Source organism: Streptomyces sp. NPDC101151 (assembly GCF_044768335.1).
In the GTDB taxonomy this organism is placed as follows: Bacteria; Actinomycetota; Actinomycetes; order Streptomycetales; family Streptomycetaceae; genus Streptomyces.
Genome location: NZ_JBIWPP010000002.1, coordinates 380,745 through 397,519, shown reverse-complemented (window position 1 = coordinate 397,519; position 16,775 = coordinate 380,745). Strand labels below are relative to the sequence as shown.

Genomic DNA, 16,775 nt, shown 5'->3' with positions numbered 1-16,775 from the left:
AGATCCCCGCTGCACGGGAACCAGCGATCTGAGACGTACCCACAGGTTGCTGCTGTCATCTTTCAGTACGTTGACGGAGCCTTTTTGGATTGCCGCTCCGGCTGGCAGGTCACGGCCCGGCCGGCCGGGGGCTGCCGGGAGGGCGGTCACTCCCCCGCGGCCGTCTCCTTGCGGCGGAGGATCACCAGTACCGCGCCGCCGATCACCACCAGGCCGATGGCCACCCCCGCGATCATCGGGGTGATCGCGGAGCCGCCCGTTGCGGCGAGGTCGGTGTCGGTCGGGGTGGTGTTGCCGCCGGCCGAGGCCGGGGACGGCCGGCTGAGGGTCTGGGTGCTCTTCGTGGTGAGCGCGCCCTGCGTCTTGCAGTCGAGGACACCGGTGAAGCGGTGGCTCAGGCCGTTCGGGCCGGTGATCGTGAAGTCGTAGGGCTGGTCCTCCTGGAGCGGGACCGTCACCGTGCGGGACGTCCCGGCGGGGATCGTGTGCTCGGCTCCCATCAGCTCGAAGGTGAACGGCTGGTCGCCCTTGTTGACCGCGGTGATGTCCACGCCCCCCTCGGCGCAGTTCTTCCGGGCCGACACCGCCGGTATGGCGCCCTCGGCCGCCCAGATGGCGCTCGCGGTCGCGGAGACCGTGGACTCGCTGGAGCCGGCCAGGATCTGGGTCTGGCTGCGGCTCTCGGAGGAGAAGGCGCGGCCCACCGGCACGGTGGTGGAGGCCTGGACCGTCATTTCCACCGACCCTCCCCCGGTGCCGGAAGCCTGGGAGGGCCCGGCCGCGTCCTCGGGGACGTCGAAGTACAGCCGGCTGCCGTCCTTCGCTGACGTGATCACCCTGCCGGTCCTGTCGATGATCCGCACCCCGGCGGTGGCCGCGTCCGCCGGCGGGCTCACCGTCACGCTGTTCGCGTTGGTGTGCACGGTCACCGGCCCGAGCAGATCACCGGGGCGGCCGGAGACCGCGGGCGGGTCCAGGGTCAGCGAGGCCTGCGGCTCGGCGGTGCCGCGTGCGTTCTTCTCCAGGTAGTCGGCGAGCTTCTCGGCCTGCGGGTCGACCGCGTCGACCTTCGCGCCGTCCGAGTAGCGCCAGATGGCCACCTGCGTGCCGGCCGCCGCGTCCTGCTCGGTCAGGCCGTGCACGCCCGCCTGCCGGGCGAGCGCGGCGAGATCGTTGACCTGGGGGTAGGAGTTCTGCAGGATCCAGCGGATCCGGCCGGCGTCCTTGTTGGCGCCCAGCGAGGTGCCGCTCCAGGACGTCTCCTGGTAGCGGGCGTCGCGCTGGGTCGGGTTGTGGAGGTCGACGCAGTACGTCTGCAGGGTGCCGCCGCCGTCCACGGACATCTCGAACAGGCCCGCGGCCACCTGCTGGTCGCCGCCGTCCTCGTGGATCACGGCCTGGCCGTAGGTCTTCAGCCCGTTGATCGTGGCCGTCGCGCCGCCCTGGGGCTGCGGTGTCGCGTCGGCCACGGCCGTACCGGCGCCGGACAGCACGCCCGCGGCCACCAGGCCGGACACCAGCGTCACGGCGCCGAGGCGGGCCACTTGGACGAACCGAGGAAACCCAGAGAACGCAGCAAGCACAGAATTCCCCTTCGAGCAGGACCCATTGGATGTGGGGGACGGTCCCACCAGCAGAATCAGCAGCCCCGAGGGCCACGCCCGGCATCCTATGGATCACGCGGACCTCACCCGGCCGGTCAGATCGTCTGATGGCCGTTCCGATCCGGAATCGTTATCGCCCGGACGGGATGTGAACAGGCCTTATCGACAAATCCACTGATTCGGTCGCGGTGTTCGGGTCGGGGTGCTCGGAGCACGGTCGCCGACGAGCCGCGGCCCGGTCCGGGCGTGAGCGGAGCCGGTCGGGCCGGTTCCCGGCCTACGTCACGTCACCACCGCTGGTTCCGGAGGCTGTTGGGCCAGGACGCCGTCCGGGACGTCGGCGGGCGGTGTCTCCCAGTTCGGCTCCGGACGCGGCGCTCCCGGCGCCTCCGGCCTGGCCGCCCGGCGGAACAGCGCGGTGCCCCGCGCCAGGTCGTGGCCGACGGCCACCGCGTCGATGTCGGCCGACGCCCGGCTCTGCTGCCCCTCGCGCACCTCCGTGCGCACCTTCAGCCGTCCCTGGACGACGACGGGCTGGCCCACCTCCACCGAAGCCACCACGTTGACGGCGAGCTGGCGGTTGGCCCATACCGTGAAGAAGTTGGTGTGCCCGTCCGTCCAGGTGCTCTTCTCCCGGTCCCAGTAGCGCGAGGTCACCGCCAGCCGGAACCGCGCCGACGGGCCCGTCGCCAGCTCCCGGTACACCGGCTGCGTCGCCACGTTCCCCACCACGCACACCACGGTCTCGTTCATCGCGAACCCCTCCCTCATCCGGCCCTTCGACCGGGCGGACACCCGTACGGGCCCCTCCCGTACGGCTGCGTCTGCCGTGCCGGCGCACACGATCCGCATACGCCTTCGCACGCCACGCCACGCCGATCACCGACGCCGCTCGCCCGCCTCTCTCGTCGGGCGTCGGACGTGCGGTGCGATCGCCGTGGGATCAGACTGCCTCCGCCGGGCCGATCCCGCTGAGCGCTGTGGACGGGCTCCCGCCTGTGGAAAACCCCGTCCCCCGAACGAGTGGCCCGCCTCGCCCGGTCCCCTCACCCACCCGCAGCGGGCCCTTCTCCGTCCCTGGTCAGCCTTGCCCGCTCCCGCGACCACACCCGGCCCCCGGTAGCCCCCGGCCCCCTCGCCGACTCCCGCCGACCGCACCTCGCCCATGCGGACCCCACCGCACAGGCTTCACGGCACCCCGCCCAAGCGGACCTGATCGCAGCCCGCCCAGGCCGGCCTCACCGCACCCGCCCAAGCGGACCCAATCGCAGCCCGCCCAGGCCGGCCTCACCTCACCGGGCTCACCGGGCTCACCCCGGCCCCGGCCCGCACCACCCGTCCGTACTGCTCCCGCACCTCCCGGTACCGCAACAGCTCCGACGCCACCGGATCGAGCACCCGGGCCCGGCCGCAGCTCGCGGCCGCCTCCCGCAGCCGCCGTTCCGCATCCAGGCCGTATCTGCGCGCGGGCCCCCGCGCCGCCATCCGGCACCCCCACTCCACGAACGGCCCGCCGACGATCCCGCACACCATCAGCAGCACCGGCACCCCCAGATTGGGCGCCATGAGTTCGGTGATCTGGCCCGCAAGCCACAGGCCGCCCACGATCTGCAGCAGCGTCATGGCCGCCTGGACCAGCACGGCCAGCGGCCACCACCCCGGACGGGGCGGTCGTCCCGGCGGCAGCCCGGCCTTGGCCGCCAGCTCGTCCAGCGCCTCGGACAGCCCGTGGGAGCCGCGTACGGCCGCCTCGCGCACCGCCTGCGCCCATGGCGAGGGCAGACCCCCCGAGGCCCGGTCGGACACCGTACGGACCGCCTGTTCGACGCGCTGGCGTGCCGTTGCCTCCTCGTCGTCCTGGGAGCGCACCGTGATCCGGCCCGTCGTGTGCTCGCCGCGGCCCTGGTACCAGCGCCACAGCCGCAGCCAGGGCGTGCCGCAGGCGCGGTTGGCGTTGCGCAGCCAGGCGCGTTCGGCGGCCTCGCCGGCCGCGGTGGCGCCCACCGCGTCCGCGAGCCGGGCGGCGAACTCCTCCCGTGCCTCCTCGCTGAGGCCGACCCGCCGGCCGTTGGCGTACAGATGCCGCAACTCGACCGCCGCCGCGTCCACGTCGGCCGCGACCCGGCGCGTCGGCGCGCCGCGCTCCGTCACGAACTCGCCGAGCGCTTCGCGCAGTTCGCCCATGCCGTCCCCGGTGAGCGCGGAGAGCGCGAGCACGGTGGCGCCGGATTCGCCGTACTCGCCGAGCGCGACACCGTCCTCGTCGAGCAGCCGGCGCAGATCGTCCAGGACCTGGTCGGTCGCCTCCCCGGGCAGCCGGTCGATCTGGTTGAGCACGATGAACATCACCTCGGCGTGGCCTGCCATCGGTCGCAGATAGCGCTCGTGGAGGACGGCGTCGGCGTACTTCTCGGGGTCGACCACCCAGATGACCGCGTCGACCAGCTTCAGGATCCGGTCGACCTGGACGCGGTGCTCCACGGCCGCGGAGTCGTGGTCGGGCAGGTCGATGAGGACCAGCCCGCGCAGCTGCCCGTCGCCCTCCGCGCTCTGCACGGGGCGTCGGCGCAGCCGGCCCGGGATGCCGAGCCGGTCGATGAGACCCGCGGCGCCGTCGCTCCAGCTGCACGCGATGGGTGCCGCGGTGGTCGGGCGCCGTACCCCCGTCTCCGAAATGGCCACTCCGGCGAGCGCGTTGAACAGCTGCGACTTTCCGCTGCCGGTGGCACCCGCGATGGCGACGACGGTGTGCCGGCCGGAGAGCCTGCGCCGGGCGGCCGCCTCGTCCAGGACCCGGCCCGCCTCGGCAAGCGTGCGGCTGTCCAGGCGGGTGCGGGAGAGACCGACGAGTTCACGCAGGGCGTCGAGGCGGGAACGCAGAGGGCCGTCGTACGCCAGGGGTGCGGGGGTGTAGCTGTTCGGGTTGCGGGGCGAGCTGTCCAGCACGGAGGCGCGCTCGGTGGTGAGGGCCTCGGCGCCCTCCGCCACACGCCGGGCGATCAGACCGTCGTCCCAGGCCTCGGCGGATTCGGGGTCCGCGTCGGAGCCGGGGCCGGGCGTCTCGCCGTCCCGGGAACCGGTGCCCGGCCCGTGGCCGGCATCGGGGGTCTTCACGCGCGCGTGCCGCTCTCTGTCCCCGTTCGCCTCGGGTACGCGCACGTGCCGCTCGCCGTCTCCGCGCTCCTCGGGGACGCGGGCAAGCCGCTCGCTCCCCCCACGCTCCTGGGTCACGAGCGCGAACAGCGCGTCGTCCGTCTCGTCGTCCGAATCCCGGGCGGCCTCGGCCTCGGCCGTGGTGTCGACACCGAGCTCGGCAGCCATGTCCAAGGACGGGCCCCTGCCCGGAAGTCCGTCGTCCGGGCCACCGTCCACCAGCGGGTGACCGTCACCCGGCTCACCCTTGCCTCCGGGGCCGGGCTCCACTCCCCCGGCCCCGTCCGCAAGCTCCATGCGATCCATGTGATCCATGTGGTCGATGTGTTCCATCTGGTCCGTGTGGTCCGTGTGGTCCGTGTTGTGGTCGTGGTCAGTGACGGCGGTCACCGGTCACCTCTCCTTCTGCAGTACGGACAGCGCGGCGATGAGTTCGGCCTGGGGTTCGGCGTGGACGTCCAGGGCGTAGAGCGGGGCGAGGCGCCGCTCGCGTTCGGTGTGCATGACGCGGTCGACGTAGTCGTTCAGCAGACGCCCGGCCCGGTCGCGCAGCCGCAGCGCGCCGTGGGCGTTGATCCGCTCGGCGAGCCCCTCGCCCGCGTTGCGGGTCCGGCGCCCGCCGAGCAGCGAGGTGGCGACCAGGGCGGCGACGGCCTCGGAGTCGGGCACGGTGCTGCGCTCGGCCACCCGTACCTCGTCCTCGGCGTACTCCTCCAGTTCGCGCCGCCAGCGTCGTACCGCGAGCCCGATGCGGTGTTCGGCGTTCTCCAGGGAGGGATTCCGGTCGGTGAGCCCGGGCGCGCCAGCGGCCGGTTCACGCCGCCAGGCCTCGTCGACGCGCTCGTCGGCGGCCGTGACGGAGCACAGCAGCAGCGCGCCCAGGCTCTCCACGAGGGCGTCGAGCAACTCGCCGGCGGTGCAGTCGAGCGGGAAGGCGCGCCAGCGCTTGAGGGCGTCCCCGGCGAGCACGGCCCCGGACTGCAGCCGGCCGCGCACGCGCGCGTGCTCGTTGTCGTACGCGCCGTCGACGGCGGAGGCCAGTCTCAGGGCGGCCGCGTACTGGGCGGCGGCGGCGCCGGCCAGCTCGGGGATGCGTGAGTTCAGCGAGTCGAGGAGGCCGTTCGCCGTGCGGGCCATGACGTGCTGGCGGGACGAGGCGTCCTGGGCATGGTGGACGAGCCAGGTCCGCAGGGCAGCCACGGCGGAGGCCGGCAGCAGACCGCCGCCCCAGGCCGACTCGGGCAGCTCGGGCACGGTGAAGCGGGGTACGTCGCCGAGACCGGCCTTGGTGAGCAGGGCACCGTACTGGCGGGAGACCTCCGAGACGACCTGGTGCGGCACGCGGTCGAGGACGGTCACCAGGGTGACGTTGTACTCCTTGGCGGTGCGCAGCAGGTGCCAGGGGATGGCGTCCGCGTAGCGGGCCGCCGTGGTCACCATGATCCATACGTCGGCGGCGCAGATCAGCTCTGCGGCCAGGTCACGGTTGTCGGCGAGCAGGGAATCGATGTCGGGGGCGTCGAGCAGGGCGAGCCCGCGCGGGACACTGTCCGCGGTCTCCACGCGCAGCACGCGCGCGGGCTCCACCCCGGAGAGCAGGAGATCGTCGCTCGCGTCCCGGCGGGGCACCCACTCGCGGGTGAGGTCGGGGAGCACGCGCACGGCACTGAACCAATGATGGTCTTCCGGATGGCAGACCAGCACTGGTGTGCGGGTGGTCGGCCGCAGCACGCCCGCCTCGCTGACCCGCCGTCCCACGAGCGAGTTCACGAGGGTCGACTTGCCGGCTCCCGTCGACCCGCCGACCACGGCGAGCAGGGGCGCGTCAGGCTCCCGTAGCCGCGGTACCAGGTAGTCGTTGAGCTGCGCCAGGAGTTCGTCGCGGTTGGCACGCGCGCGTGGGGCCCCGGCAAGGGGGAGCGGAAAGCGTGCGGCGGCGACACGGTCGCGCAGCGCGGAAAGTGTGTCGATCAGCTGAGGCCGTACGTCCAAGGTCACCACATGCGAAGAATGCCCAATTTTAGGGGAATTCTGAAGCATATGGACATCTCAGCGCGCCGATGAGACACATCGGATGTAAGGGATGACTGGGACGCAGGCGCAGTCGAGGCATAACGAGTGCACAACACCCTGTGCGTCCAGGGCCAAAAGCGGTGCACGATTCGTACCTGCCTGCGATTATCAGGACCGCTTCACCGAACCTCCACATCGAGCCACGGAGGCGAAGCAACCGGGTCAAGGAGCGGGGAGCTTTATCCTTGTCCCGCACCAGGCCCCCGTAGCTCAGTGGATAGAGCAGGCGCCTTCTAAGCGCTTGGCCGCAGGTTCGAGTCCTGCCGGGGGCGCCACCCCTCGCCCTTCCGCCGGGAGGGCGTTTTTGCCGGCCAGGACGGGCAGCCGAGGCACCGGGCGAAGACACCTGGCGGCCATGGCTTTGATGGCCTTCGGCATGACGGCTTGCGGCGGCGCTCCGACCGCGAAGGCGACGGTCGGCCGGGGTGCGGAGCGGAATGCGCGTGTGCTGTCTCAGCAGCAGCTCGAAGACGCCGCCGCGGACGCCCGGCCAAAAGTGCGGGACGCCGCCGTTCGAACCGCTTCGCAGTCCTGCCCACGGCGTGCCCGATCGAGCGGGGAAACCGCAGGGAATACCGGGCAGTCACGGTGGCCGGGCTGAGAACAGCCCCGACCGAACACCCAGGTCTCAGGGCCGTCCCTGCTGCGGGACAAGCCAAGGCGGCGGGACTTGAACCCACGGTGTTCGCGGGCCGCGCCTCTCTCGTGCCGGAACGTGCGGGACCTCACGGGGAACCGCCCCGGGCCGGCGCCCCTGCTCAGCCCGCGTCCGGCAGCCGTCCCGGATATCCGTCCTCGTCCGATCGTCGCCGTGCCTCGACCGCGTTGTGCTCGCGGACCGAGGTCAGCCAAGCCCAGGGCTTGATCTCGTCCAACGTGAGGCCGGGGCAGGCCAGCTGGTGCGGGATCCGGCTGAGGGCGCCGGACAGGGGCTCGTCCAGGCCGCCGTTCCAGGCCTTGCCGCTGCCGGCGTCGATGTACCAGCGGTGCCCGCCCGGGACGAGACGGGCAGGGATGATCAGCCGCGGTTCGAGGAGGATGTGCTGCCCCGTGTAGGTGGGCCGCCGCTCGCCGGAGAGATGGCAGTGCGGGCACAGAGGCGGTGCGGGTGGCTCGGGGCCTGTTGCGCCGTCGACGTCGGCCTGGGCGCGATCGATGTTCTCCCACGGTTGTGGGGTGCCGGCGGGTGGCTGTCGGCACCCGTCCGGGCCGGGTAGCGGGACGATGCCGCCCTGGTGCCTGTCGTTTTCCCCCATGACCTCGAGAGTGCGGGCGGTCGCCGGGGCCAGGTAGGGCGCGATCTGGGCGCAACGAGAGCACACGGGCGGGGCACGCCCGCGCTGACCCCCGGCGCGTGAGGCGTATGGGGCTTCGGAGGCCGATGCAGGTGCAGCAGGAGTCGCCGCGGCGCGCTCGAGCCGGCGGGCTGTCACCCGTGGGAGATGGGCCGGACACCTTCCACGGCGCGGTAGTCAGGTGTCCGGCCTCAGGCCCCTGGGCCGCGGAAGGCACCCATGTCTCTTTCCCAGCGCTTGGCCGCAGGCTCGAGTCCTGCCGTGGCGCCGGTCCGTCATCCGTCTCGTGTCACAGAGGCGATCACGGTGGAGACCACGGCCGTGACGACGAGGCTCCCCATCATGACCAGCCCCACGCCGACCATGAAGAGGCCGCTGGAGTCGTCCGACCAGTCGTAGTAGGCGGCAACGGTGAGGCCGGCCGTGGTGCCGAGCACAGCACCCGCGACATGGCGCCGCGATGCGGCCCAGCACACCGGCGCCAGCAGAGTCAGCACCAGCCCGATCACCTGCCACGCCTCGTACGGGCCGGTCGTCGTACCGTCCGGTTGCACGTCACGATGCTGGTCCCAGCCCAGCCAGGCGGCCCACACCGCGAGCGACAGCCCGGCGAGCACGGGGATCGACAGCACCTGGAGAACGGGTTTCGGTTGTCCTTGGCTCATGGCGAAAGCGTCTCCGCCCGCCCCGGCACCGACCAGAGCGCAAGTACTCAGTTCTGCCCGAGTACATCAGCCGTGCGGGGCCCAGCCGCAGCTTCGGCACCTGCCGACAAGCCGTGGCCGAAGCGGGGCGGAGGCCGACAGCCGAGCGGGGCCGGGCACCCGATCCCGCTGAACGGGATGTGCCCGGCCCCTGCAACGAAGGCGTACGTCGCCCGCCGCGTCGGCGAGGACAAGAGCCCCGCGACGCCTGCGGTGTCTCAAGCGGAACGTCCGTCTTCCGCCCGGTTCACAGACTCTGTGCAGCGCGGACGGTCAGAACGCCCGGCTGTTGCAGCCCATGTCCGAACCGAGGTTGGTCGGCTGCGCACCCGGGGACCCTTCCCCGTTCAGCAGGTTGCCCGCCAGGCCGTTGACGGCGCCCACGCTGCCGAGCACGTTGATGTTCATGTCGTGCGAGCGGCACTCGATGCCCTGCGTGATGCCGATGTCGTGGCCCGACTCACCGTGGGCGAAGGCGGTGCCGACGCCGAAGGAGCCGACACTGCCGAGGACGGCGCCCAGGAGGACGGCCTTCTGAAGCTTGCGCATTTCTTCTCCGTTGGTCGAGCAGATGTGATCTGCCGCAGATCGAGTTGAGACGGCGGACGATGACGTGAAGGCGATCAGCCGAGTCGGGGCAGACCGAGCTGGCCGACCGGCGGAGCAGCGACCTGCCCAAGGCCGAGCCCCGGTACCTGCGGCGACCCGACGGGCCCGGCCAGCGGGCTGATGAGCGGGTTCACCTGCGGGTTCACCTGGGGGTTCACCTGCGGGGCGACACGCGGCGCGGGCTGCGGGTTGAAGGCCTGGGGCACGGCGACCTGCGGGGCGACCTGCGGCATGACCTGCGGCGCCGTCTGCGGGGTGACCTGCGGCATGGCCGGCGCCGACTGCTGGGGGGCCGCCTGCTGCGGGGCGTACGGCGCGTTGGAGGCCTGCGCGTAGCCCCCGGACGAGGCAGAGGCATGGGCGTATCCGCCCTGCTGCGGCGCCGGCGCCGGAGGTGCGGCCTGCATCACCGGCTGGGAGTAGGGCTGCGGACCGGTGACCTGTGCGGCGCCGGCCGAACCGGACGTCGCCGCAGCCTGCGGACCAGTCGGCTGGGGTGCCGCGTACTGAGGAGGCGCGTACTGCGGTGCCGGATACTGGGGGGCCGCCTGCGGTGCCGGATACTGGGGGGCCGCGTACTGCGGTGCCGCGTACTGGGGTGCCGCGTACTGCGGAGCTGAGTACTGCGGAGCGGCGTACTGCGGAGCGGAGTACTGCGGTGCCGGGTACTGGGGACCGGGCGCCGGAGCGGCACCGCTGTATCCGACGGGAGTATCGGCATGGCTGACGCCGGCGCCGATGGCGGACAGACCGCCGGCCGCCGCTACGACGAGCGCGGCCTTGTGAAGCTTACGCATGGAACCCTCGGCCCTTCAGTACCTGTACAGGGAAATCCGTTGTATTCAGTGCAGTCTTGCGGGCGCTCAGTCTGATGTTCGTACTGCGCTCTAACAGGGGTAATCCTGGGCTGTCACGTGGACTTCACGCCGGAGACGACAGCGAATCCCCTTGTCGCTCTCTGATTTCACGGTCACTGCCCTCTCCCAGCTGGCAACGACATTTCCCCTGACCCGGTCACGGCATCCAAGATTCCGTCACCCATTTGCCATCGATCGGATTAGCGGTTTTCCGGCCGGCCGATGTGGCCCTGGTTGCCGTGCCGTTGACGGCGAGCTGCAGCATGCCCGAGCAAAGGGCCCATTGCCGTGCGGCATTGGGGCAAATGAGTGACCACACCCCGGCTCCCGTGACCGGGTCCGCGCCGATCTCGTTCCCCTCAGGGCTAGAGCAATGGTCCATCGCAGCCGCACGAGGCGGCAAACAGCAACAGCTGCACCGACTCATCAGCATTTCCGTACGTTCCATGCACAGGTCAATGAAGGGCCGAGGGTTCCATGCGCAAGCTTCAGCAGGTCGCGCTCGTCGTCGCAGCAGCCGGAGGTCTGTCCGCCGTCGGCGCCGGCCCCAGCTTCGCCGACGCTCCCATTGCGTACAACGGCGCTGTTCCGCCTCCCGTTTCGCAGCCTGACGCCCAGGCCGCCTCATGGACCGGTTCGCAGGCCTCCGCGCAGACCTACGGTGCGCCGGCCGCCCAGCGGCAGGCGGACCCACAGCAGGGCGCCGACGTCAGCCCGCAGATCAACCCTCAGCTCAACCCTCAGCTGAACCCGCAGGTCAACCCGCAGAACTCCCAGCAGGCGGCCCCGGGTCAGGGCGACCTGGCGGGCCAGACCAACCTCTTCCGTCCGTACCAGGAGTGCAGCCCGCAGTCGCTGCTCAACGCGAATCTTCCGGTCGCCCTGCTCGGCGCCTCCGAGACCCATGGCATCAACTGCACTCAGGCCAACAGCCAGTCGAACGCCCTGGCCCACGCCATCGCCCACTAGGGCCTGCGGACAGCCGGACATCGACACACAGGCACGGGCCCTTCGAGGATCATCCTCGGAGGGCCCGCTCGCATGCGTTGCAACGTCAGAGTGTTTCTCCTACGAGATCATGAAATCGGCGCGTCGCTGCCCGTTTTGGGATATTTCTTATTATTCTCCCGTAACTGTAAGAAGTCGATCTGCCACAGATCGCAACACTCCACCTCCACCGGAGATGACATGCACAAGCTTCGCAAGGCCGCCGTCATGGTCGCCGCCCTCGGCAGCGTCGGACTCCTGACTGCCGGCACCGCTCACGCCGACGGCGGCTGGGGCAAGGGCGGCGGCGAAAAGGGAAGCGACAAGGTCAGTGTCCAGCAGAGCTCCAACTGCCGGTCGCACGACCTGAACCTCGACGTCCTCGGCGAGGTCGGCATCCTCGACGGCCTCCTGGGCAGCGCGCTCAACGGCGAGGGTGACCCGGGTGCGCAGAACACCCACATCGGCTCGACCATGGGCTGCAACAACAGCGCCTTCTAGGCACATAAGGGTCGCGCAGGCGACCCGGCGGGAAATAGGTCCCGGCACCGAGCCCCAGGCCCGGCGCCGGGACCCTTATTTATGCTCCCTATGTGCCGGTATTTATGATACTTGCACATCGACTTATCAAAATGCTGACACGTAAGGGATTTACGAATGTCAACCAGAGCGGTGAGAATTCCCCGAATTCGGCGCGTCGCCGATTGTTCAAAGGTACTTCGTATTAGCCTCCATAACTGTACGAAGTTGATCCGTCACAGATCGCAACCACTTCACTTCACCGGAGAAGACATGCACAAGCTCCGCAAGGCTGCCGTCCTGGTCGCCGCCCTCGGGAGCGTCGGGCTCCTGAGCGTCGGCGCCGCCCACGCCAACGGCGGTCGGGACGGCTCGGGCCACGACGGCCGTGGCTTCAGCATCCTGCAGAGCAGCACCTGCAGGTCGCACGACGCCAACGTCGACGTCCTCGGCGAGGTCGGCATCGCGGACGGCCTGGGCGGCAACCTGCTGAACGGCGAAGGCAACTCGGGCGCGCAGGAGACCTCCATGGGCTCGTCCATGGGCTGCAACAACAGCGTCGGCGGGAAGTAAGCAAGAACCTCTCCCCGGTGCCCCGGCCACAGGCCGGGGCACCGGGGCTTTTGTGTCACGGGAGGACCAGAAACCCGAAATGCCGGACCGGGAGCGATCCCGGTCCGGCATTCGCCGCTCGCACCTCAAAACCTGGGGTGAGGCACCTTGAGGCCCTTGGGCAGCTGCGCCTTGTTGGAACATTCCACGACCGGGCCGGCGTTCGTGGACCCGCTGGACCCGTCGCTCAGCAGGTTGTCATCGGGAAACACCAGACGGGGCCGGTCGATCGTCGAGCAGTCCTGCGTCTGCTTGACGAAGTACTTCCCTTCCTTGTCCTTCTTGACGGTCTCGCTCTTGCGCACACAGATGGTGTCGCCGAGGGAGGAGGTCTTGCACTCGCCCGGGGATTCATCGGCGTACGCCTGCGCGGCGCCCACACAGATCACGGCGAGACCTCCGATGAGCCCCGAGACGGTGGCGATTGTCTGTCGACTGAACATGCGCTTTGTTCCTTTGCACATCGAGGCCCGGACGTCTGCGCCGTTGACCGGCACGCGCCCGAGCCTTGGGAAGGTGGAAACAGGGGACCCAGCGCCTGGACGCACTGTCAGCCGCGTCCGACGGCGGCATTGCTGCAGCCCGGACGCGCGCCCTGATGGGTCTGCTGCGCGTCCGGGCTGCCTTTGCCATTGAGGGTGTCACTCAGCACACCGTTGAACGGCCCGAGTTGATCCAGGACACGGACGTTCAGATCGTGCGATGTGCGTATGGTGTTCTGAAGGATGTCGATGCGTCCGTCGTGGCGCTCCGAGGCCATGTGCGACGCGATGGTCCGCGAATCGATCGGCCACCGGGCCGACCAGGATGCGGACTGCGGCGCGACGACCTGAGCAACGGTCTAGGGGGACCACGCGGCCAGAGCGCTGGTCCGCGCGGAGGTCACCGTGGTGACCTGCGGACCATCGAAGCCGACGCCGCGGGTGGACAACCTCGCGACCGTTACGACTGCGACCGCGGCGCGCCGGAACTTGCACATCGAGCCCTCGGCGCTTCTTTACTTGTCGCCGTCCGAGGAGTACTGACCGTAACCCTCTTCGGGGGCGGACTCCTTGGCAGGCTCCTCCTGCGCCTGGGCCGGCGCCTGCGCCTGCTCCTGCGGGGCTTCGTGCTGCGGCTCGGTGTAGTAGCCACCCCACGTGGCCACGGCGTTGGCCGACGAGTTGGCCACCGCGGTGAGCTGCGGAGGGGCGTCATCGTAGCCGCCACCGGCGAAGCTGACGCCGACGCCGAAGGTGGACAGTCCCGCGACCGCTGCGGCTACGACCGCAGCGCGCTGAAACTTACGCATGTTCGATCCTTTCTTGCCTGGGCGTGAAGCCCTGACTTGACTACGTAGTGTGAGCATATACACACGAATCGTAGCAATTTGGGATCTTCGCCCCCTTTCGCCGTGTCGGTTCATCACACGGCGCTTTTCCGTTTCACATCGCCCCTGGAATCCAACGACGTTTCCCCGCGCCCGAGTCACGGGCAATTGAGGGCGCTCACCCGATTGCCCGCCGACGCGTGCGATGCGCGGTCCCGGGATCGACCGCACCCCGGAGAACGGCACGACGCACGGACACAGAAACAGCGGATGGCCGGTCCAGGTCACCCTGGTCCGGCCATCCGCCACTCGGAAGTCAAGGGAGGAGTCGGAAGGTTCCGCCCCGAGGCTCAGCCCAGCAGTCCGGGCAGCTCCACCTTGGAGTCGGCCTTGTCGCCGGCCGGCTTCGTGTCGGAACAGGTCACCTCGGGTCCGATCCGCGTCTTCCCGTTGCCCAGGGGAGCGGGCAACGTGAAGGGCTGCGTCGGCAGGCAGTTCTCCTGGTGGGGGAAGAACCCGCCATCGTCGGACAGCTCACCTTCGATCCGCTGGATGCAGGTGACATTGCCCTGAAGGTCGCGAGTGCAGATGCCCGGGCCTCCTCCGGCGTATGCCTGAGTGATGCCGGTACAGGTCACGGCGAGGCCGCCGAGAAGCCCCGAGACGGCCGCGATCTTCTTCCTACTGAACATGTGGATGCGTTTCCTTTGTGAGGGGCGCCCCGCGCGCCGATGAGCGCGATGCCGGCAACCGCTCGTCGACGCACCGGACTTCAGAGCCGGCGCGACGGAATGCGGGCCGGGGAAGCGGCCTCGCGCTTCGGGCGGCCGGGCGTGAACAGGGCCCTTCGGAGGGTGACCCCGAAGGGCCCGCGGAAAGCGTCGCGGACGACTACGCCGCCGACCTCAGCCAGTGAAGGCGTTGTTGAACTGGCCGCAGGTGGTGTCGAGGGTCTGGCCGAGACCGAGCACCCCGATCGGGATGTCGTTCTGTGCCACCGTCTGCGGACTGCACTCCTGGTAGGGGCGGTAGAGGTCGGTCACCTTGAGCCCGTCCTCGTTGGCGAAGGCAGTACCGGCGCCGGCACCCATGGCGGACAGACCGCCGGCCGCCACTGCTGCTGCGATCACGACCTGCTGAAGCTTACGCATGGAACCCTCGGTTCTTCATTGCCTGTACATCGAGGCTGATTGCCTACCGTGACTGAATGAACACTAGCAGTAGTTATCGGGGGTATTCCACACTGGTGGATATCCGTGTCCAAGAGGGCACATGGGGGCATTCGGGGACCCCCGAAGCATGGGTCGAACACACAACCCGGCCTGACGAAGCCTCACTTGACGAAGGCGCGAGGCCGTCCTTCCGTGAAGCAAAAGGGATTCCCAACACCACTGCACAAAGGTGGAGTTGTCCGGGGCCAGGAAGTGTGGTGTCCGCGGTGTTATGAAAAGGTCGGCTCCACGGCCCGGTTGCGGTCGTGTGCGGCCACGGAAACGACGAGGTTCCGCAGCCCCTCGACATACCGCTGCATGTTCTTGTAGGCCACGTCGGTGTCCGGGTAGCGGGCGGCGAACCACAGGCCCTCGTGCAACCGGTTGACCCAGGCGCACACCTGGTCGCCGTACGACACCCGGATCAGCCCGTACGCGTTCCGCTCGGCCCAGCGCTCGGAACCGGGGACGACGCGGGCGTCGACGTACGAGACGATCGAGTACAGGTCGGGCGAGGTCGGGCGGAAGTCCGCGCCGAGCAGGCGCAGCACCCGGGCCAGTGGCATGCGCGCCAGCGAGCGGTTGGCGTGCAACTGGGCGCGCACCGCGGCCAGCGCACCGTCGAAGTCCCGTGCCGCCGGCACCTCGATCGGGGCGCCGCCGACGTACCAGCCCACGGAGTCCGACCACGTGGACTTCAACCGGGTGTGGAACGGCACGACCGTGCGGTAGACCGGCTGTCCGCCGATCTCGTGGACGATCAGGCTGGTTGCCGCCAGGACGCCCACCAGGCTGCCGCCGTAGGGCCGGCAGTACGCCTCGAACGCGGCGGCGTCGTCCGCGTCCACGAGCCATTCGCGCATCAGCCTCTGGGTGGGCAGTGCGCCGCCGGGCCGGACACCGAGGTCGACGGGGAAGCTCGGCAGCTTCCCGTCGCACCGGGCGATGAACTCCCGCCAGCGGTCCACGATCGCGTGTGTGTCGTCGATCCCGTCCGCGTTCGTCCGCTCCAGCTCGCAGAAGTCCACGTAGCTGCCGACCGGTGGTCCGGCGACCGTCCGGCCCGCGATGCCCGCCGCGTACAGCTCGTGGATCTCCTCCGGAATGCGCTGGAGGGAGTAGGCGTCGACGTTGGTGTGGTCGAAAGCCAGGTACACGCTGGTGGAGTCGTCGCGGACGACCGCCGCATAGATGAGGTTCGGCCAGCCGAGCGCGTCGGCCGCGACGTCGAATCGGTCCTGCAGATACCGGACCAGTGCGTCCGCGTCGGCGAAGTCGCCGACCATCTCGCGGCGCAGCGACACATCGTCCCCGTCGAGGGTGAACCGCCGCATGTCGTCGCCGGCCCAGCGGAAGCCGCTGCGCAGCGTCTCGTGGCGCAGCGTCCAGCGACGCAGCGCCTCCTCCAGCGCGTCGAGGTCGGCGCGGCCCGGCAGGTCGAACGCCGTACCGAGCCAGGTCGGCACGAACAGGCCGTCCTCGCGCACCGACCGCGCCGTTCTGATGTGCCCCTCCTGGATGTATGCAGGCGGCCGCGGATCCGGCGGCAGCGCTGCCGCCGCCGCGACGGTCGCCGGGCTGAACGTCCACTCGACGAGCCGTCCGGGCCGGACCTCGCAGCGTTGGATGTCAGAAATTCGCACGGGGCGTCTCCGTTCGCAGAAGACACAGAATCGATCAAGGGGATGCCGTGCGGGTGAGCGGTGGCCATCGTGTCGCCGACATTTCAGCGGAACGTGTAGCGCATCGAACGGCGAAGCGATCGACCGACAGGGTGACGACGATGTCGAAGTCGGGGAGCGCGTCCGCGAGTTCGTCCTCGTGGAACGAGGTACTCACGGA

Annotated in this window: 18 protein-coding genes and 1 tRNA gene; 4 read left to right on the top strand and 15 right to left on the bottom strand. The window is 70.0% G+C overall.

Annotated elements, in window-relative coordinates; translation table 11 throughout:
- Window positions 1–146 precede the first annotated feature (146 nt).
- The 4 genes from ACIRU3_RS04900 to ACIRU3_RS04885 all read right to left on the bottom strand — a co-directional run bounded on the left by ACIRU3_RS04900 (window position 147) and on the right by ACIRU3_RS04885 (window position 6,758).
- Window positions 147–1,583 (bottom strand): Cys-Gln thioester bond-forming surface protein, encoded by a 1,437-nt coding sequence (locus ACIRU3_RS04900; RefSeq protein ID WP_404051409.1) that lies wholly within the window; start codon window positions 1,581–1,583, stop codon window positions 147–149.
- A gap of 303 nt (window positions 1,584–1,886) precedes the next feature.
- Window positions 1,887–2,357, bottom strand: coding sequence for a single-stranded DNA-binding protein (locus ACIRU3_RS04895; protein WP_404051406.1), 471 nt, complete (start codon window positions 2,355–2,357; stop codon window positions 1,887–1,889).
- Window positions 2,358–2,891: 534 nt separating this feature from the next.
- Window positions 2,892–5,147, bottom strand: coding sequence for a GTPase (locus ACIRU3_RS04890; protein ID WP_404051404.1), 2,256 nt, complete (start codon window positions 5,145–5,147; stop codon window positions 2,892–2,894).
- A gap of 3 nt (window positions 5,148–5,150) precedes the next feature.
- Window positions 5,151–6,758 (bottom strand): dynamin family protein, encoded by a 1,608-nt coding sequence (locus tag ACIRU3_RS04885; RefSeq protein ID WP_404051401.1) that lies wholly within the window; start codon window positions 6,756–6,758, stop codon window positions 5,151–5,153.
- 271 nt (window positions 6,759–7,029) lie between these two features.
- Here ACIRU3_RS04885 and ACIRU3_RS04880 point away from each other — a divergent pair.
- A tRNA-Arg gene (locus ACIRU3_RS04880) sits at window positions 7,030–7,105 on the top strand.
- A gap of 483 nt (window positions 7,106–7,588) precedes the next feature.
- On the opposite strand, the gene ACIRU3_RS04875 is transcribed toward ACIRU3_RS04880, so the two are convergent.
- The 4 genes from ACIRU3_RS04875 to ACIRU3_RS04860 all read right to left on the bottom strand — a co-directional run bounded on the left by ACIRU3_RS04875 (window position 7,589) and on the right by ACIRU3_RS04860 (window position 10,235).
- Window positions 7,589–8,086 (bottom strand): DUF6083 domain-containing protein, encoded by a 498-nt coding sequence (locus ACIRU3_RS04875; RefSeq protein ID WP_404051399.1) that lies wholly within the window; start codon window positions 8,084–8,086, stop codon window positions 7,589–7,591.
- A gap of 314 nt (window positions 8,087–8,400) precedes the next feature.
- A complete protein-coding gene (locus ACIRU3_RS04870; RefSeq protein WP_404051396.1) occupies window positions 8,401–8,790 on the bottom strand; it encodes a hypothetical protein in 390 nt (129 codons plus the stop codon).
- Window positions 8,791–9,102: 312 nt separating this feature from the next.
- Window positions 9,103–9,378: a hypothetical protein gene (locus ACIRU3_RS04865; RefSeq protein WP_404051393.1), complete on the bottom strand. Its 276-nt coding sequence runs from the start codon at window positions 9,376–9,378 to the stop codon at window positions 9,103–9,105.
- Between the two features lie 74 nt (window positions 9,379–9,452).
- The gene (locus ACIRU3_RS04860) at window positions 9,453–10,235 is read right to left on the bottom strand and encodes a hypothetical protein (RefSeq protein WP_404051390.1); all 783 of its coding nucleotides are present in this window, start codon (window positions 10,233–10,235) and stop codon (window positions 9,453–9,455) included.
- 537 nt (window positions 10,236–10,772) lie between these two features.
- Between ACIRU3_RS04860 and ACIRU3_RS04855 the strand changes: the two genes are divergently transcribed.
- From ACIRU3_RS04855 to ACIRU3_RS04845, 3 genes are all read left to right on the top strand, one after another.
- On the top strand, window positions 10,773–11,264 hold the full coding sequence (locus ACIRU3_RS04855; protein ID WP_404051387.1) for a hypothetical protein: 492 nt from the start codon (window positions 10,773–10,775) through the stop codon (window positions 11,262–11,264).
- Between the two features lie 219 nt (window positions 11,265–11,483).
- Entirely contained in the window at window positions 11,484–11,783 is a 300-nt protein-coding gene (locus ACIRU3_RS04850; RefSeq protein WP_404051384.1) for a hypothetical protein, read from the top strand.
- Between the two features lie 291 nt (window positions 11,784–12,074).
- Window positions 12,075–12,374, top strand: coding sequence for a hypothetical protein (locus tag ACIRU3_RS04845; protein WP_404051382.1), 300 nt, complete (start codon window positions 12,075–12,077; stop codon window positions 12,372–12,374).
- A 125-nt stretch (window positions 12,375–12,499) separates the two neighbouring features.
- Here ACIRU3_RS04845 and ACIRU3_RS04840 read toward each other — a convergent pair whose 3' ends face one another.
- From ACIRU3_RS04840 to ACIRU3_RS04810, 7 genes are all read right to left on the bottom strand, one after another.
- The gene (locus ACIRU3_RS04840) at window positions 12,500–12,856 is read right to left on the bottom strand and encodes a hypothetical protein (RefSeq protein ID WP_404051379.1); all 357 of its coding nucleotides are present in this window, start codon (window positions 12,854–12,856) and stop codon (window positions 12,500–12,502) included.
- Between the two features lie 107 nt (window positions 12,857–12,963).
- Window positions 12,964–13,173, bottom strand: a complete 210-nt coding sequence (locus tag ACIRU3_RS04835) for a hypothetical protein (RefSeq protein ID WP_404051377.1) — start codon at window positions 13,171–13,173, stop codon at window positions 12,964–12,966.
- Window positions 13,174–13,410: 237 nt separating this feature from the next.
- Window positions 13,411–13,704: a hypothetical protein gene (locus ACIRU3_RS04830; protein WP_404051374.1), complete on the bottom strand. Its 294-nt coding sequence runs from the start codon at window positions 13,702–13,704 to the stop codon at window positions 13,411–13,413.
- A 368-nt stretch (window positions 13,705–14,072) separates the two neighbouring features.
- Entirely contained in the window at window positions 14,073–14,414 is a 342-nt protein-coding gene (locus ACIRU3_RS04825; RefSeq protein WP_404051371.1) for a hypothetical protein, read from the bottom strand.
- A 213-nt stretch (window positions 14,415–14,627) separates the two neighbouring features.
- Window positions 14,628–14,873: a hypothetical protein gene (locus ACIRU3_RS04820; RefSeq protein WP_404051369.1), complete on the bottom strand. Its 246-nt coding sequence runs from the start codon at window positions 14,871–14,873 to the stop codon at window positions 14,628–14,630.
- A gap of 290 nt (window positions 14,874–15,163) precedes the next feature.
- Window positions 15,164–16,576: a condensation domain-containing protein gene (locus ACIRU3_RS04815; RefSeq protein WP_404051367.1), complete on the bottom strand. Its 1,413-nt coding sequence runs from the start codon at window positions 16,574–16,576 to the stop codon at window positions 15,164–15,166.
- A 34-nt stretch (window positions 16,577–16,610) separates the two neighbouring features.
- Window positions 16,611–16,772 (bottom strand): hypothetical protein, encoded by a 162-nt coding sequence (locus ACIRU3_RS04810; RefSeq protein WP_404051364.1) that lies wholly within the window; start codon window positions 16,770–16,772, stop codon window positions 16,611–16,613.
- Between the last annotated feature and the right edge of the window lie 3 nt (window positions 16,773–16,775).

What these genes read in the sequence shown, in the direction of transcription:
- ACIRU3_RS04895 (WP_404051406.1), bottom strand. Translation starts at nt 2,357, where the DNA reads ATGAACGAGACCGTGGTGTGCGTGGTGGGGAACGTGGCGACGCAGCCG.
- ACIRU3_RS04875 (WP_404051399.1), bottom strand. Translation starts at nt 8,086, where the DNA reads ATGGGGGAAAACGACAGGCACCAGGGCGGCATCGTCCCGCTACCCGGC.
- ACIRU3_RS04870 (WP_404051396.1), bottom strand. Translation starts at nt 8,790, where the DNA reads ATGAGCCAAGGACAACCGAAACCCGTTCTCCAGGTGCTGTCGATCCCC.
- ACIRU3_RS04865 (WP_404051393.1), bottom strand. Translation starts at nt 9,378, where the DNA reads ATGCGCAAGCTTCAGAAGGCCGTCCTCCTGGGCGCCGTCCTCGGCAGT.
- ACIRU3_RS04860 (WP_404051390.1), bottom strand. Translation starts at nt 10,235, where the DNA reads ATGCGTAAGCTTCACAAGGCCGCGCTCGTCGTAGCGGCGGCCGGCGGT.
- ACIRU3_RS04855 (WP_404051387.1), top strand. Translation starts at nt 10,773, where the DNA reads ATGCGCAAGCTTCAGCAGGTCGCGCTCGTCGTCGCAGCAGCCGGAGGT.
- ACIRU3_RS04850 (WP_404051384.1), top strand. Translation starts at nt 11,484, where the DNA reads ATGCACAAGCTTCGCAAGGCCGCCGTCATGGTCGCCGCCCTCGGCAGC.
- ACIRU3_RS04845 (WP_404051382.1), top strand. Translation starts at nt 12,075, where the DNA reads ATGCACAAGCTCCGCAAGGCTGCCGTCCTGGTCGCCGCCCTCGGGAGC.
- ACIRU3_RS04840 (WP_404051379.1), bottom strand. Translation starts at nt 12,856, where the DNA reads ATGTTCAGTCGACAGACAATCGCCACCGTCTCGGGGCTCATCGGAGGT.
- ACIRU3_RS04835 (WP_404051377.1), bottom strand. Translation starts at nt 13,173, where the DNA reads ATGGCCTCGGAGCGCCACGACGGACGCATCGACATCCTTCAGAACACC.
- ACIRU3_RS04830 (WP_404051374.1), bottom strand. Translation starts at nt 13,704, where the DNA reads ATGCGTAAGTTTCAGCGCGCTGCGGTCGTAGCCGCAGCGGTCGCGGGA.
- ACIRU3_RS04825 (WP_404051371.1), bottom strand. Translation starts at nt 14,414, where the DNA reads ATGTTCAGTAGGAAGAAGATCGCGGCCGTCTCGGGGCTTCTCGGCGGC.
- ACIRU3_RS04820 (WP_404051369.1), bottom strand. Translation starts at nt 14,873, where the DNA reads ATGCGTAAGCTTCAGCAGGTCGTGATCGCAGCAGCAGTGGCGGCCGGC.